This is a genomic window from Streptomyces sp. NPDC047525 (assembly GCF_040643025.1).
Classification (GTDB): Bacteria; Actinomycetota; Actinomycetes; order Streptomycetales; family Streptomycetaceae; genus Streptomyces; species Streptomyces durmitorensis.
In genome coordinates this window covers 55,563-71,433 of sequence record NZ_JBEYTL010000006.1, presented here as the reverse complement: position 1 = coordinate 71,433, position 15,871 = coordinate 55,563, and the positions used below count along the sequence as shown (strand labels likewise).

Here is a 15,871-nt window from a genome sequence, read left to right as displayed (position 1 = left end):
CTCGTCCCGCACCGGCTTCGCGTCACCGGTGAACAGGCGCAGCGCCGCCCCGTGCTCGACGCGCGCCGGGAAGACGTCGGCCGCCGCCCGCCGGGCCAGCGCCTCGACCTCGATCGCTTCGTGCGAGGCGACGAGCACCGCGTTGCCGAACCGGCGGCCGCGCAGCACGGTCGGCTCGGCGATCAGCGCGACCTGCCCGAACACCTCGGCGAAGGTGGCGAGCTGCGAGCGGAGGAAGCCGAAGGGCGCCCCGTCGGCGAGGTTCGCCGCGTAGACGCCGCCCACGCGCAGGACCCGCTCCGCGGCGCGCGCGTAGGCCACCGACGTCAGATGGGCGGGCACCCGCGAGCCGCCGAAGACATCGGCGACGAGTACGTCGGTGCTGTCGGGTGCCGCCGCTTCGAGCCACTGCCGGGCGTCCGCGCCGTGCACGGTGATCCCGGGGTCCGCGGGCAACGGCAGCCGCTCGGTGACGAGTTCGAGCAGCCCCCGGTCCGCCTCCACCACGTCCTGGCGCGACCCTGGCCGGGTCGCGGCGACATAGCGGGGCAGGGTGAGCGCGCCGCCGCCGAGGTGGACGACGTCCAGGGGGCGGTCGGGGTCGGCCGCGGTGTCGATGACGTGGGCAAGCCGCTGCGCGTACTCGAACTCCAGATGCGTGGGCGCGTCAAGATCGACGTACGACTGAGGCGCCCCGTCGACCGTGAGCAGCCAGGCGCGGGGCCGGTCCACGTCCGGCATCAGCTTGGCGGTGCCGTGATCCACGTCCTTGATGACGGCTATCGCCTCGTCCGCGTGTTGGTCCTCAGTCACCGCTCCATTGTGCCCGCCCGGCCCGGGGGTGGATCCCCCGAGCCGGGCGGGCAGCGCGGCCGTCAGCCGACCTCGGTCACCGTGCCCGCGCCGACGGTGCGCCCGCCCTCGCGGATCGCGAAGCCGAGCCCCGTCTCCAGGGGCATGTCGCGGCCGAGCTCGACCGTCATGGTGACGGTGTCGCCGGGCCGGGCCACGGCGGCGTCGCCGAGGTCGACGTCGCCGACCACGTCCGCGGTGCGGAGGTAGAACTGCGGCCGGTAGCCGGTCGCGATCGGCGTCGACCGTCCGCCCTCCTTGGTGGACAGGACGTACACCTGGGCGGTGAAGCGGCTGCTGGGACTGACGCTCCCCGGCTCCACGACGACGTGCCCGCGTCGTACGGCGTCGCGTGGCACACCGCGCAGGAGCAGGGCCACGTTGTCGCCGGCCTGCGCGGACTCCATGGGCTTGCCGAACGTCTCGAGCCCGGTGACGACGGTCTCCGTGTCCGCTCCGAGCACCTCCACCCGGTCGCCGACCCGCACCTGGCCGCGCTCGACGGCTCCGGTGACGACGGTTCCGCGCCCGGTGATGGTGAGCACGTTCTCCACCGAGAGCAGAAAGGGCGCGTCGACGTACCGCTCGGGCATGGGCACATAGGTGTCCACCGCGTCGAGCAGCGCCTCGATGGCGGCGGCCCACCGTGGGTCGCCCTGAAGCGCTTTCAGCCCCGAGACCCGTACGACCGGGACGGAGTCGCCCCCGTACCCGTGCGCGGAGAGCAGCTCGCGCACCTCCAGCTCGACGAGGTCCGTGAGCTCCTCGTCGCCCGCGTCCGCCTTGTTGAGGGCGACCACGATGTGGTCGACCCCGACCTGGCGGGCGAGCAGGACGTGCTCGGCGGTCTGCGGCATGATCCCGTCGAGCGCGGAGACGACGAGGATCGCCCCGTCCAGCTGCGCGGCGCCGGTGACCATGTTCTTGACGTAGTCGGCGTGGCCCGGCATGTCGACGTGGGCGTAGTGCCGGGTGTCGGTCTCGTACTCGACGTGTGCGATGTTGATGGTGATCCCGCGCTGCGCCTCCTCGGGGGCGCGGTCGATGCGGTCGAAGGGCACGAACGTGCCGGTGCCGCGCTCGCTGAGGACCTTGGTGATGGCGGCGGTCAGGGTGGTCTTGCCGTGGTCGACGTGGCCCATCGTGCCGATGTTGAGGTGGGGCTTGGTGCGGATGTATGCCGTCTTGGACATGGCGGTTCCTTCTGGGGAACTCGAAGCTGAAGTCCTGGGCTCACGTCATCGCGTGCGCGCTCGGGACGGGGACCCCGGGGCCGAACCGACCCTCCCCCTATGGGGTCCGCCGGAGTGTCCGGGGAGGGTCAGCGTCGGGCGCCGTCGACAGGAAGTGCGGCGAAGTGGAGGACGGCAGCCTCCGCAGCGCCCGCGACTGCGGGCGAAGCTGCGTGAAAGGCGTACCGGAACATGTGGCAGATCATTGCCGACGGCCGGGGGTACGTCGAATGGTTTTCGCCGGGTCGTCCGTGCGGTCCGGGTGGGCGTGAAGTCCGGTGCGGTCAGAGGTTCTTGAGGGCCTCGCGCGCCGAGAGCGGCGCGAGGCGTCCGCGCTCACGCCCGACGAAGCCGCGTACCGCGTCCGGATCGGTCTTGGCGTACTCGCGCAGACACCAGCCGATGGCCTTGCGGATGAAGAAGTCGGGGTGGCCCGACTGGCGCAGGCAGTAGGCGAAGAGACGTTCGGTGTCGGTGGCGTCCTTGTACCGGAGCTGGTGGAGGAGGGCGGTGCGGGCCACCCACAGGTTCTCGTCCTCGACCCAGGCGTCCATCTCGGCCCTGAGCTTCGGGTCGGCGGCGACCAGACCGCCGACGACGTGCGCGGCGAGCGCATCGACCGTGTCCCACCAGGAGACCGTCGTGACGAGGTGGCGGGCGACCGGCAGGAAGCCCGACGAGAGGTGCTTCACGTGACGGCGCAGGTAGTCGACAGCGAAGTACGCGTACTCGCGTTCCGGCAGCTCCCAGCAGCGCAGCGCGATCGCCGTGCAGTCGGTCTCGTCGGGGCACGGGAGCCCGGCGAGGACCGTGCGGGCCAGCTCGCGGCGCAGGGGCGACGGCAGCCCGAGGAAGGGGGCGACGTCCTTCATGTACGCCCGTGCCTGCTGGGCCCGGTCCGGATCGGCCGCCGTCGGGTACGTCGCGGTGAGCCGTTCCATGACGGTGTCCGCCAAGTCGCTGCCCGGGACTGTGACGCTCATGAGACGCACCATACGGCGATCACACACACTTGTCGGTTAGTCTCCCCGGATGCTCGACACCGCCGCCACCCGCCCGCAGGGCTTCGCCGTGCGCTGTTCCAGGGCGCTGCTCTCGCCCTGGTCGCGGCTGTCTCTGCTGGTGGTGCTGCTCGCGGCGGCCGGGACGTGCGTGCTGCTCTTCGAGCCGCAGCGGCTCCTGTCCGACGGAGGGCTCCGGCAGCTGGGCGGCGTCGCCGCCGTGACGGTGTTCGCCGTCGCGTACGGCCTGTGCACCACGGCGTTCGTGCCGCGTCCGCTGCTCAATCTGGCGGCGGGCGCCCTGTTCGGTTCGCAGGCCGGGCTCACCGCCGCGCTCGCGGGCACGGTCCTCGGCGCCGGAATCGCCTTCGGGCTCGGCAGGATGCTGGGGCAGGACGCGCTGCGCCCGCTGCTCCGCGGGCGCTGGCTCCAGGCGGCCGACGGTCAGCTGAGCAGGCACGGCTTCCGGTCGATGCTGGCGGCGCGGCTGTTCCCCGGGGTGCCGTTCGCGGCCGCCAACTACTGCGCGGCGGTCTCCCGCATGGGATGGCTGCCGTTCCTGCTCGCCACCGGCCTGGGGTCGATCCCGAACACCGCCGCGTACGTCATCGCGGGCGCCCGCGCGTCGACGCCGACGTCCCCGGCCTTCCTGGTCGCGATGGGCTTCATCGCGGTGACGGGCCTCGCGGGCGCACTGGTGGCATGGTTCAAGCGCCACCAGCTGCGGGGCCGCTAGCCCCGCAGCCACAAGGCGCGTCCCGCGCGGGCGCGACCGGCTTGTCCTGTGGCACGAGCCGAGCGGTTCTTCTTGTGCGCGGGAACGAATCGCCCGCTGCCTGACTGACGCGACACTCGCTGGGTTCCGACACGGAGTCATCCGACACGGAGTCCGACGGAGGTCGTTGCCGGTGTCCACAGTGGTTGCCAGGCCCGCACCACCAGGTGCGTCGGCCGGAGTGCTGGAAAGCCCGTGGCTGTCCTTCTTCGGGCGGCGGCTCGGGCGGTTCGTGGTGTCGCTGTGGGTGGTGGTGACCGCCGCCTTCGCGATGATCCATCTGATGCCCGGGGACCCGGTGCGTTCCGCGCTCGGCATGACGGCGCCGGTGGAGACGGTGAACGCCCGGCGCCACGCGCTGGGCCTCGACGACGGTCTCCTCACCCAGTACTGGCACTACCTGCGCTCGGTGTGCGGCGGTGACTTCGGGACGTCCGTCCTGAGCGGCCTGCCGGTGTCGCAGCAGATCGGTGACCGCCTGCCGGCGACCGCCCAACTGGCCCTCGCGGCGTTCGCCGTCGCCATGGTGGTGGCGGTTCCGGTCGGCGTGGTGATGGCCGTCCTGACCCGGGGCGGGCGGCGCAGGGGCGGGGAGCTGGCGTTCACGTCCACCAGCGTGCTGTTGGCGGCCGTGCCCGAATTCCTGCTGGCGGTCGGGCTCGTCTACGTGTTCTCGGTCCACCTGGGGTGGTTCCCCGTGGCCGGGCGCGGGGGCTTCGCTTCGTACGTCCTTCCCGTGCTCGCGCTGGCCGTCGGCCCCGCCGCCGTCCTCGCGCGCATCGTGCGGGTCGAGATGCTGGCGGTCCTCGGCGACGACTTCATCCGCACGGCACGCGCCAAACGGCTGCCCGCCCGGCGGATCTACGCGCGGCACGCGCTGCCCAACGCGCTCACCGCGACGCTGACCATGGGCGGCCTGGTCCTGACGAGCCTGGTGGCCGGGACGGTCCTGGTGGAGAACGTCTTCGCGTGGCCGGGCCTCGGCTCGACGATCGTGCAGTCGATCCAGCAGAAGGACTACCCCGTGGTGCAGGGGATCGTCCTCGTCTACGGGATCGGCGTACTGGCCGTGAATCTGCTGGTCGACGTGGTGCTGGCCCTGCTCGATCCGCGCTCGACGATCCGGGAGGCCTGAGCCATGCGGAACGCCGGTACGAAGATCCTGGCCGTCGTGCGCACGCCCGTGGGGGCCGCTTCCGCCGCGCTGCTCGTGCTGCTGCTCGCCCTTGCCCTGTTCGCGCCCGTCCTGTGGGGCGACCGGGCGTCGGCGGTGGACGTGGACGCGCTCCAACAGGGGCCGACCGCCGCGCACTTGCTCGGCACGGACAGCCTGGGGCGGGACATTCTCGCCCGCGTCCTCGTCGCGACGCGGCTCTCCCTCCTGCTCGCCCTGACGGCCACGGCGATCGGGGTGGTGACCGGCACGCTCCTGGGGACGGCGCCTTCCGTGCTCCCCCGGTGGGCGGGACGGCTGGTGACCTCCGTCGTGAACATCGCCGTGGCCTTCCCCGGGCTGCTGCTCGCCCTGTTCTTCGCCATGATCTTCGGGGTCGGGGCCAAGGGCGCGGTGCTCGCCATCGGGCTCGCCATGGCGCCCGCGTTCGCCCGCCTCACGCAGACGCTGGCCGCGGGGATCGCGGGGCGGGACTTCGTGGCGGCGGCGCGGGTGGCCGGGGTGGGGCGGATCCGACTCCTTCTGCGGCACGTGCTGCCCAACATCGCTGAACCGCTGGTGGTCAACGCCACCATCGGCGCGGGCATGGCGCTGCTCGCCTTCGCCGGGCTCTCGTTCCTCGGCATCGGGGTGCAGGCACCGGAGTACGACTGGGGGCGGCTCCTCGGGGAGGGGCTCAACCAGATCTACGTCAATCCGACGGCCGCCCTCGCGCCGGGGGTCGCCGTGGTGGTCGCCGGGCTCGCGTTCAATCTGTTCGGGGAGACGGTGGCGGGGGTGGTGGGGGCGCGCGCTTCGGCGGCTCCGAAGGTTCCCGCTTCCCGGAAGGCCAAGGGCGCGGCGACGGTGGCCGTGTCGACGGAGTCCGCTGCGAGCGACCCCGTCCTGGTCGTGGAGGATCTGCGCGTCTCCTTCCCCGGTGCGTCGGGGCCCGTGACGCCGGTGCGGGGCGTCAGCTTCACCGTCGGCGCCGGGGAATCCGTCGGGGTGGTCGGTGAGTCCGGCTCCGGGAAGAGCTTGACCGCGCTCGGTGTCTCCCGGCTGATCGAGGCACCGGGAGTCGTGTCCGCGGCTCGCCTGGACTTCCTCGGTACGCCGCTCCTGAGGGCGTCCGACGCCGAGGCCCGCGGCCTTCTCGGTACGTCGCTCGCGCTGGTCTTCCAGGATCCGATGACCTCCTTCAACCCGACCCGGCGGATCGGACGCCAGCTCGCCGAGGTCTCCGAGCAGCACCAGGGGCTCTCCCGCGGCAAGGCGCTCACGCGGGCCGTCGAGCGGCTGCGCGAGGTGCGGGTGCCGGCGGCCGAGCGCCGCGCACGCCAGTATCCGCACGAGTTCTCCGGCGGCATGCGGCAGCGGGCGATGATCGCGATGGGGCTCATGGGCGAGCCGCGCCTGGTCATCGCCGACGAGCCGACCACTGCTCTGGACGTCACCGTGCAGCGCCAGGTGCTGCGGCTGCTCGCCCAGGTGCGCGAGAACGAAGCCGGGGCGCGGCAAGAGGGTGCGGCCGGGGTGCCGCGGCAGGGCGAGGCCGGGGCAGGTCAACAGGGCGTCCCCGCCGCGCTGTTGCTGATCAGCCATGACATCACCGTCGTGGCGCAGAGCTGCCGCCGGGTCCTGGTGATGTACGCCGGGCGGATCGTGGAGGACCTGCCCACCGCCGGTCTGCGCACCTCCGCGCGCCACCCCTACACCCGGGCGCTCCTGGCCGCCGTACCGGCGCTCGACACGGACCGGGACGCGCCGCTCGCGGTCATCCCGGGGCGGCCGCCGGAGCCCGGCCAGGTGGGCGCGGGCTGTGCGTTCGCCGCGCGCTGCGCGTTCGCCGACGAGCGGTGCCGGGCCGAGGATCCGGCGCCGTCGGACGTGAGCTGCGGCAAAGGCGCGCATCGCGTGGCCTGCTGGCATCCGCAGGGCGTCGGGCCCGAGCCCCGTCCGGCTGCGGGCAGCGGTGCACATGTCGACGTCGAGGCCGCCGGAGGTGGCGCGTGAGCGAGCTGGTCTTTGAACAGGTGAGCGTGCGGTACGGAAGCCGGCGCGGCGGACTCACCGCCGTCGACGGCGTCAGCCTGACCGTGCCGTCCGGCCAAGTGGTCGGCCTCGTGGGCGAGTCGGGGTCCGGGAAGTCGACGCTCGCCCGCAGCGCCGTCGGCCTCGCGCCCCTCAGCGCGGGAAGGGTGCTGCTCGACGGCACCGACGTACGGCACCTGACGGGGCACCGTCCGCTGCAGATGGTGTTCCAGGATCCGTACTCCTCGCTGGACCCGCGCATGAGCGTCGGCGCCTCGATATGCGAGGCGATGCCGCGCGGCGAGCGGGCGAGGGAGAAGCGGGCCGAGGTCGCGCGGCTCCTCGAACTGGTCAATCTCGACCCGGACCGCGCCGCCGCGCTGCCCGGCCGGCTCTCCGGCGGTCAGCGCCAACGCGTGGCGCTGGCCCGCGCGTTGGCCGCTAGGCCGCGGGTGGTGATCGCCGACGAGATCACGTCAGCGCTCGACGTGTCGGTGCAGGGCGCCGTGCTCAATCTCGTACGGGACGTACGGCAGCGTCTGGGCCTGTCCATGCTGTTCATCTCGCACAACCTCGCCGTCGTGCGCCATCTCAGCGACGTCATCGCCGTCATGTACCTGGGGCGGATCGTCGAGGCGGGACCCGCAGAACAGGTGCTTTCCGATCCTCAACACCCCTATACCCGCGCCCTGTTGAGCGCCGCCCCGTCCTGGAACACTCCTCTGTTCGAGGACAACGGTGCCGAGGGCACCGCCGACGCCGAGCCGAGCGACCCGCACCGCCCGCCGCCCGGCTGCCGCTACCACCCGCGGTGCGCGCTCGGCCCCCTCGCCAGGGCCGGCCGCGACCTCTGCCGCACCGCCGACCCCGCGCAGGACGCCGAGCGGCGTCCGCACCTGGCGGCCTGTCACTTCGCGGGGGAACCCGCCGAGCCGAAGGGAACCCGGACATGACCACGGCACCGAGCGAAGCCGCCCAGCTGCACCGGCGCAGCGTCGTCGCCGACACCCACAACGACCTGCTCTGCGCGGTGACGGCCAGGCCCGTCGACCAGTGGGCGGCGTTCTTCCGCGAGCGGTGGCTGCCCCAGCTCCTGGCGGGCGGCGTGAACGTACAGGTCCTTCCGGTGTTCATCGACGACACGTACCGGCCCGAGGGAGCGCTGCGCCAGACGCTGCGCATGATCGAGGCCGCGCACCGCATCGCCGCGGGCAACGCCGACGCGGTCCGGCTCTGCCGCGACGGCGCCGAGGTGGACGCCGCCCTGGACGACGGCAGGATCGCGCTCGTGCTCGCCCTGGAGAGCGCGCCGGGCGTCGCCGAGGACGTCGAACTCCTGGAGACCCTCTACCGGTTGGGTGTAAGGATCGCCTCCCTCGCCCACTTCGGACGTACGCCGCTCGCCGACGGCAGCGGCGAGGACGCGGCCGGGAGCCGGCTGACCCGGGCGGGCGTGGCCGCACTCGCCGAGATGGAGCGCATCGGCATGATGTTCGACATCAGCCATCTCGGTGCGGCCGGTGTGGACCACGTGCTGGAGCTGGCATCGCGGCCGGTCATCGCCACGCACTCCTCCGCGCGTGCGCTGCGCGACCACCACCGCAATCTCACCGACGACCAGGTGAAGGCCACCGCCGCGAACGGCGGCGTGGTGTGCGTGAATTTCTTCGCCCCGTTCCTCCACGAGAGCGACTACACCCTGGACCGGCTCGTCGACCACATCGAACACCTCGCGGACGTCGCGGGCCTCGATCACGTCGGTCTCGGCCCGGACTTCGTCCAGGAGGTCATGGCCGACACCACCCCGCCCTGCTGCGCGCACCCCGTGATCGAAGGCGTCCGCACCGACCAGTTCCTGCCCGGCCTCGAAGGTCCCGCCGGGCTTCCGCTGGTGACCGAGGGGCTGCTGCGGCGCGGCTGGGCCGACGGCGACGTCGCCCGGGTCCTCGGCGGCAACGTGCTCCGCCTCTTCCGTGACGGTCTGGGCCAGCCCGCCTCCTGACCACCGCCCCCGACGTCTGACTTCTTAGGAGGTGGCGCACCGTGATTCCACGCCTGCGCATCGACGACCTGTACGACTTCGCGGTGCCCGAGCAGCCCGCGGTCTCGCCGGACGGCGCCGAGATCGTGTACGTGCTGCGCACCACCGACCGCGCCGCCGACCGCGACGTACGCACGCTGTGGCAGGTCGGCGCCACCGGCGGCACCCCACGCCAACTGACGCGGGGGACTGCCGACTTGGCGCCCGCCTGGTCGCCCGACGGGACCCGGATCGCGTTCCTGCGCACGCCGGGCGACGAGCCCGCGCAGGTGTGGCTGCTTCCCGTGGCGGGCGGCGAACCCGAGCAGCTCACGACGCTGCCGCTCGGCGCGGGCGCGCCGGTGTGGAGCCCGGACGGCAGCACGCTCGCGTTCACCGCGCCGGTCGATCCCACGGCGTCCGACGGCACGGCGGACGACTGCACGGCGGACGACTGCACGGCGGACGACGCGCGGGCCGAGGCACCCGTCGTCGCCCGACGCCTGGACTACAAGGCCGACGGCGCGGGCCTGCTGCGCACGGTCCGCACCCACCTGCACGTGGTCGGCGTCGCCGACCACGAGGTCCGGCAGATCACCCGCGGCGACTGGCACGCCGCCGCCCCCGCCTGGTCACCCGACGGCACCCGCCTGGCGTTCCCCGCGGCACGCGACGAGGACTCCGACCTGACGTTCCGCAGCGCGGCGTACGTCGTCGATGCGGGCCCGCGCCATGCGGAACCGGTGCGCGTCGGGTCGGCCGGAGGACAGGCCGCGGCCGTGACGTGGACGGCGGAAGGCGACGCGCTCCTCGTCGTCGGCTCGACCGGCACCGCTGTCGGCCACGCCCGTTTGCTGCGCGTGCCGTTGGACGGCGAGGAGGCAGCCCCGCCCGCCGACCTCACGGGCTCCCTGGACCGCAACGTCATGCTCGGCGGCCCCGCCTACCCCGGTGCGCTGCCCCGGCTCACCGCCGACGGACGCGACGTACTCGTCTGCCTGCGCGACCGCGGCTGCACCCATCTGTACGTCGTCGGCGCCGACGGGAGCGGCACCACCCCGCGTCGCGTGGTCGGCGGTGACGCGGTCCAGGTCAGCGGGGTGTCCACGGCGGGCGGCAGCGTCGCGGTCGTCCTGTCCACCGCGACCTCCTACGGGGAGATCGCCACGGTCGACCTCGCCACCGGAACGGTCACCACCCGCACCGGGCACGGCGGCCCCAAGGCCTCCGAGGCGCCCGAAGCTCCCGAAGCTCCCGAGCTGTTCGTGCGCGAAGAACGCGAGTTCACCGTGTCCGACGGCACGGTGGTGCAGGGCTGGCTGGTGCGCGACCCTGCGCGCCGCGGCCCCGCTCCCCTGCTCCTGGACATCCACGGCGGCCCGCACAACGCGTGGAACGGCGCGGCCGACTCCGGGCACCTCTACCACCAGGTGCTCGCCGCACGCGGCTGGACGGTGCTGCTCCTCAACCCGCGGGGCAGCGACGGCTACGGCGAGCAATTCTTCACGGCGGCGCTCGGCGGCTGGGGGCTGAAGGACGCCGCGGACTTCACCGAGCCCCTCGACCAGCTCTTCGCCGAGGGCATCGCCGACCCGCGGCGCCTCGCCGTCACCGGGTACAGCTACGGCGGGTTCATGACCTGCTATCTGACCAGCCGTGACGACCGGTTCGCCGCGGCTGTCGCGGGCGGTGTGGTCAGCGACCTGACCAGCGTCGCCGGTACGTCCGATGCCGCGCATCTGCTCGGCGTGGCCGAGCTGGGCGGTCCGCCGTGGACGGACCGCGAGCACTACGCGCGCCAGTCGCCGCTCACCCACGTCGACCAGGTGCGCACCCCGACCCTCGTCCTGCAGGGCGGCAACGACGAGCGCTGCCCGGTCGGGCAGGCCGAACAGTGGTTCACGGCGCTGCGGGCGCGGGGCGTGCCCACCGAGCTGGTGCTTTACCCGGGCGGCGCGCACCTGTTCCCGCTCGACGGCCCGCCCTCCCATCGGGCCGACTTCAACCGGCGCGTCGTGGACTGGGTGGAGCAGTACGCAGGTGAGCCCGGACGGCCGCGCAAGGTGCCGCTCGACACGGCCCACTGGAAGCGCCGCCTGGCCGAACTGGCCACGGCACACCGGGTTCCCGGCGCGGCCCTCGGCATTCTGCGGCTCGGTGCGGACGGCACGGGGGACTCGGACGGCGCAGGCGACTCGGACGGCGCGCGCGACGACGTCCTGCTGGCCCACCACGGCGTCCTGAACACCGCCACCGGCGTCGACGTCACCGACGACTCGGTCTTCCAGATCGGGTCCATCACCAAGGTCTGGACGTCGACCGTCGTCATGCAGCTCGTCGACGAGGGCAAGCTGGACCTGGACGCCCCGCTCGTCGACGTACTGCCCGAACTGCGCCTGGCCGACCCCGCCGTCACCAAACAGGTGACGATGCGGCACCTGCTCACCCACACCAGCGGCATCGACGGCGACGTCTTCACCGACACCGGCCGCGGCGACGACTGCCTGGAGCGCTACGTCGAGCTCCTCGCGGAGACGCTCCAGAGCCACCCCATCGGCGCGACGTTCTCGTACTGCAACTCGGGCTTCAACCTGGCGGGGCGGGTCATCGAGAAGCTGACGGGGCTCACCTGGGACGGCGCGCTGCGCGAACGCCTCTTCACACCGCTCGGCCTGAAGCGTGCGCTGACGCTCCCCGAGGAGGCGCTCCTCCTGCGCGCCGCCGTCGGACACGTCGCCGACGGCGACGCGGATCCCGCGCCCGCCCCGGTGTGGGGGCTGCCGCGCTCGGTCGGCCCCGCCGGGCTGATCAGCGCCGACACCGCGGACGTGCTCGCCTTCGCGCGGCTGCATCTGACCGGGGGCCTCGGCCCGGACGGCACCCGTGTCCTGAGCGAGGAGAGCGCGGCACAGATGGCGGCCCACCAGACCGACCTGCCGGACCGCCACACCCTGGGCGACTCCTGGGGCCTCGGCTGGATCCGCTTCGGCTGGGACGGACAGCGGCTGTACGGACACGACGGCAACACCATCGGCCAGTCCGCGTTCCTGCGGATCCTGCCCGACCAGGGCCTGGCGGTGACGCTGCTCACGAACGGCGGCAACACCCGGGACCTGTACGAGGACCTGTACCGGGAGATCTTCGCCGAGCTGGCGGGCGTCACCATGCCCCGCCCCCTGACCCCCGCCGACCGGCCGCCGACCGTCGACGGCGCGCTGCACACGGGGGTCTACGAGCGGGCCGGCGCCCTCATCGAAGTACGTGTGGCAGAGGGCGAGTTGAGGCTCCGGCAGACCGTGACGGGGCCGCTCGCCGCGCTGGACCCCACGCCCACCCAGGAGTTCACGCTCGTCCCGGTCGGCGACTCCAGGTTCGTCTTCCGGCAGCCGGGCACGCAGACCTGGGTCCCGGTCACCTTCTACACGCTTCCGACCGGTGAGCCGTACGTCCACTACGGCGCCCGCGCCACCCCGAAGGTGATCTGACATGACCTTTCCCGCACCTCAATCAGCTTCACTCGTACGGGACTTCGAGGCGGCGCTGCCCAAGATCCTCGCCGACATCGAACTCCTGGTGCGCTGCGAGTCGCCCTCCGCCGACCTCGCGGCCGTGGCCCGCAGCGCCGATCTGGTGGCCGAGGTGGGCGCCGCTCATCTGGCCGCGGCCCCCGAGCGCATCGTCCTCGACGGGCGCACCCACCTGCGCTGGCGGCTCGGCGACGGGCCGCGCCGCGTCCTGGTCGTCGGGCACCACGACACGGTGTGGCCCGTCGGGTCGCTCGCCACGCACCCGTTCGGCGTCGAGAACGGCGTGCTGCGCGGGCCCGGCTGCTTCGACATGAAGACCGGCGTGGTGATGGCGTTCCACGCCCTGGCCGCGCTGGACGGCACGGACGGCGTGACCGTCCTGATCACCGGCGACGAGGAGCTCGGCTCACCCTCGTCCCGCGCGCTCATCGAGGCCGAGGCCCGCGGCTGCGACGCGGCCCTCGTCCTGGAGGCGTCGGCGGACGGCGGGGCCCTGAAGACGGAACGCAAGGGAGTGTCGCGGTACGAGGTGCTGCTGCGGGGCCGCGCCGCCCACGCCGGGCTCGAACCCCACCTGGGCGTGAACGCGAGCGTCGAGGCGGCGCACCAGATCCTCGCCACCGCGGCGCTCGGCGACGCCGCCGCGGGAACGACCGTCACGCCGACCGTGCTCACCGCGGGCACGACCACGAACACCGTGGCCGCAGAGGGGCGGTTCGCCGTCGACGTGCGGGTGCGCGACACCGCCGAGCAGGATCGCGTGGACGTCGCGATGCGGGCCCTGCGGCCGGTGCTCGACGGCGCCCGTGTCGAGGTCGTCGGGGGTCCCAACCGGCCGCCGATGTCCAGCGGCGCGTCGCGGGACCTGTTCGCCCGTGCCGCCCGGATCGCCGACGGCCTGGGCGTCGGACCGCTCTCGGCGGTCGCCGTCGGCGGCGCGTCGGACGGCAACTTCACGGCGGGTGTCGGCACCCCCACCCTGGACGGCCTCGGCGCCGTCGGCGGCGGCGCCCACGCCGACCACGAACACGTCGAGGTGGCCGAACTGCCCCGGCGGACCGCCCTGCTCACGGCGCTGCTGCGGGAACTCCTTGATCACGCCCAGCACCCCCACGGCAAAGAAGATGACACCAGTGATTGATCTGTCCAGCGACACGGGCCGCACCGCAGGCCCGGGGGATGTGGTCGGCGAGGCGGTCGCCGCCGCGGAGTCCGCGGCCCGCTCGGCCCGCGTCTCCGTGTGCCAACTCGCCGACCTGGCGCACCTGGAGGCCGTTCAAGACCTCTACGAGGGAATCTGGCGGCCGGACGGCAAGAACCCGCCGGTGACGACCGAACTGCTGCGCGCGCTCACCAAGGCGGGCAGCTATGTGGGCGGCGCCTTCGACGGCGGCGAACTCGTCGGCGCCTGCGTCGGGTTCTTCTCGCCGCCCGCCGCCGGGGCCCTGCACAGCCACATCGCCGGCGTGGCCGCGAGGATGCGCGGCCGCAGCGTCGGCAACGCGTTGAAACTGCACCAGCGGGCCTGGGCGCTCCAGCGCCAAGTGGCCGAGATCTCCTGGACGTTCGACCCGCTGGTGCGCCGCAACGCCTACTTCAACCTCGGCAAACTGGCCGCCGCGGCCACCGAGTACCTGCCCAACTTCTACGGCCAGATGAACGACGGCATCAACGGCACCGACGACACCGACCGCCTCCTGGTCACCTGGCGCCTCGCCGCCCCCGAGGTCGCCCTGGCCTGCGCGGGACAGCGCCCGGCGCCGCGCCCCACGGCGGGCGCCGTCACCGCCCTCGGTGTCTCCCCGCGGGAGAGCCCCGTCCTCGGCACCCTCGAAGGCCCGACGGTCCTGGTGGCCGTGCCCGCCGACATCGAGCAGCTGCGCGCCACCGACCCCGCACGGGCCGCCGACTGGCGCTCGGCCCTGCGTGACGTCCTGGGCGGGCTGCTCGCGGACGGGGCACGGATCACCGGCTTCGACCGGGACGGCCGGTACATCGTCGAAAGGAAGAACACGGAATGGAAGCACACGGCATGAAGCTCAACGGAGTCGAGATCCGCCGCGTCCGGATGCCGCTGGTGGCGCCGTTCAGGACCTCGTTCGGCACCCAGACCGTGCGCGAGGCGCTGCTGCTGCGCGCCGTCACGCCCGACGCCGAGGGCTGGGGCGAGTGCGTCGCGATGAGCGATCCGCTGTACTCCTCCGAGTACGTCGACGCCTGCGCCGACGTACTCCGCCGCTTCCTCGTCCCCGCGCTCACCGGCCGCCGCGACCGGCTCGACGCGTCCGCGGTCGCTCCCGCGCTCAGCCCCTTCAAGGGGCATCTGATGGCGAAGGCCGCCCTGGAGATGGCGGTCCTGGACGCGGAGTTGCGCCAGCGGGGCGTACCGCTGTCGCGGGAACTGGGTGCCGTGCGTGAGCGGGTGCCCTGCGGGGTCTCGGTCGGGATCATGGACTCGGTGCCGCAGCTCCTGGAGGCCGTCGCGGGATACCTCGACACCGGTTACGTACGCATCAAGCTGAAGATAGAGCCGGGCTGGGACGTCGCGCCGGTGCGTGCCGTCCGCGAGCGGTTCGGCGACGACGTACTGCTGCAGGTCGACGCCAACACGGCCTACACCCGCGCCGACGCGCGCCACCTGGCCCGGCTCGACCCGTTCGACCTGCTCCTGATCGAACAGCCGCTGCCGGAGGACGACTTGATCGGCCACGCGGAACTCGCCCGCCAGGTGCGTACGCCGATCTGCCTGGACGAGTCCATCACCTCGGCCCGTGCAGCCGCCGACGCGATCGCGCTGGGCGCCACGAGCATCGTCAACATCAAGCCGGGCCGGGTCGGCGGCTATCTGGAGGCCCGCCGCATTCACGACGTGTGCGCGGCGCACGGGGTGCCCGTGTGGTGCGGCGGCATGCTGGAGACCGGGCTCGGGCGGGCCGCGAACGTCGCGCTCGCGGCGCTGCCGGGCTTCACGGTGCCCGGCGACACCTCCGCGTCCGACCGCTACTACCGCGCCGACATCACTGAGCCGTTCACCCTCGACGACGGCCACCTGCCCGTGCCGACCGGGCCCGGCATCGGCGTGGAGCCGCTGGCGGACGCACTCGACGAGGTGACGGTCTCCACGGAGTGGATTCCCGCGTGACGCCGGTGCTGGAGTCAGTGCCAGTGCCAGTGCCAGTGCCGCTGCCGCGCACGCCCCTGTCGTACGCGAGGAACTCCCCGTAAGATCGCATCCATACGGCCTATACGACGTATAGGACGCTGGCCGCCGACGTAC

At 73.1% G+C, this 15,871-nt stretch carries 12 protein-coding genes; 9 read left to right on the top strand and 3 right to left on the bottom strand.

From position 1 onward, the window contains the following. The 3 genes from ABZ833_RS18470 to ABZ833_RS18460 form a co-directional block, all read right to left on the bottom strand. The coding region (locus ABZ833_RS18470; RefSeq protein ID WP_361048729.1) for a fused MFS/spermidine synthase at positions 1-741 on the bottom strand (741 nt) is incomplete at its 3' end. Between the two features lie 134 nt (positions 742-875). Then, entirely contained in the window at positions 876-2,045 is a 1,170-nt protein-coding gene (tuf, locus tag ABZ833_RS18465; RefSeq protein WP_361047719.1) for an elongation factor Tu, read from the bottom strand. A gap of 323 nt (positions 2,046-2,368) precedes the next feature. Continuing rightward, on the bottom strand, positions 2,369-3,067 hold the full coding sequence (locus ABZ833_RS18460; RefSeq protein ID WP_361047717.1) for a DNA alkylation repair protein: 699 nt from the start codon (positions 3,065-3,067) through the stop codon (positions 2,369-2,371). Positions 3,068-3,116: 49 nt separating this feature from the next. Between ABZ833_RS18460 and ABZ833_RS18455 the strand changes: the two genes are divergently transcribed. The 9 genes from ABZ833_RS18455 to menC all read left to right on the top strand — a co-directional run bounded on the left by ABZ833_RS18455 (position 3,117) and on the right by menC (position 15,736). Continuing rightward, complete coding sequence (locus ABZ833_RS18455; RefSeq protein WP_361047715.1) at positions 3,117-3,821, top strand: VTT domain-containing protein; 705 nt, start codon at positions 3,117-3,119, stop codon at positions 3,819-3,821. A gap of 172 nt (positions 3,822-3,993) precedes the next feature. Continuing rightward, positions 3,994-4,995, top strand: a complete 1,002-nt coding sequence (locus tag ABZ833_RS18450) for an ABC transporter permease (protein ID WP_249591287.1) — start codon at positions 3,994-3,996, stop codon at positions 4,993-4,995. Positions 4,996-4,998: 3 nt separating this feature from the next. Beyond that, positions 4,999-7,029 carry a dipeptide/oligopeptide/nickel ABC transporter permease/ATP-binding protein gene (locus tag ABZ833_RS18445; RefSeq protein ID WP_361047713.1) on the top strand — a complete coding sequence of 677 codons (2,031 nt, stop codon included), beginning with the start codon at positions 4,999-5,001 and terminating at the stop codon, positions 7,027-7,029. Beyond that, positions 7,026-8,000: an ABC transporter ATP-binding protein gene (locus ABZ833_RS18440; protein ID WP_361047710.1), complete on the top strand. Its 975-nt coding sequence runs from the start codon at positions 7,026-7,028 to the stop codon at positions 7,998-8,000. Before ABZ833_RS18445 ends, ABZ833_RS18440 begins: the two co-directional genes overlap by 4 nt. Then, entirely contained in the window at positions 7,997-9,049 is a 1,053-nt protein-coding gene (locus tag ABZ833_RS18435; RefSeq protein ID WP_361047707.1) for a dipeptidase, read from the top strand. Before ABZ833_RS18440 ends, ABZ833_RS18435 begins: the two co-directional genes overlap by 4 nt. Before the next feature lie 41 nt (positions 9,050-9,090). Continuing rightward, complete coding sequence (locus ABZ833_RS18430; RefSeq protein WP_361047704.1) at positions 9,091-12,552, top strand: serine hydrolase; 3,462 nt, start codon at positions 9,091-9,093, stop codon at positions 12,550-12,552. Between the two features lies 1 nt (position 12,553). After that, a complete protein-coding gene (locus ABZ833_RS18425; protein WP_361047701.1) occupies positions 12,554-13,735 on the top strand; it encodes a M20 family metallopeptidase in 1,182 nt (393 codons plus the stop codon). Next, positions 13,728-14,630 carry a GNAT family N-acetyltransferase gene (locus ABZ833_RS18420; RefSeq protein ID WP_361047698.1) on the top strand — a complete coding sequence of 301 codons (903 nt, stop codon included), beginning with the start codon at positions 13,728-13,730 and terminating at the stop codon, positions 14,628-14,630. Before ABZ833_RS18425 ends, ABZ833_RS18420 begins: the two co-directional genes overlap by 8 nt. After that, entirely contained in the window at positions 14,627-15,736 is a 1,110-nt protein-coding gene (menC, locus tag ABZ833_RS18415) for an o-succinylbenzoate synthase (RefSeq protein WP_361047695.1), read from the top strand. The genes ABZ833_RS18420 and menC overlap by 4 nt, the downstream gene beginning before the upstream one ends. The last annotated feature ends 135 nt before the right edge of the window (positions 15,737-15,871 follow it).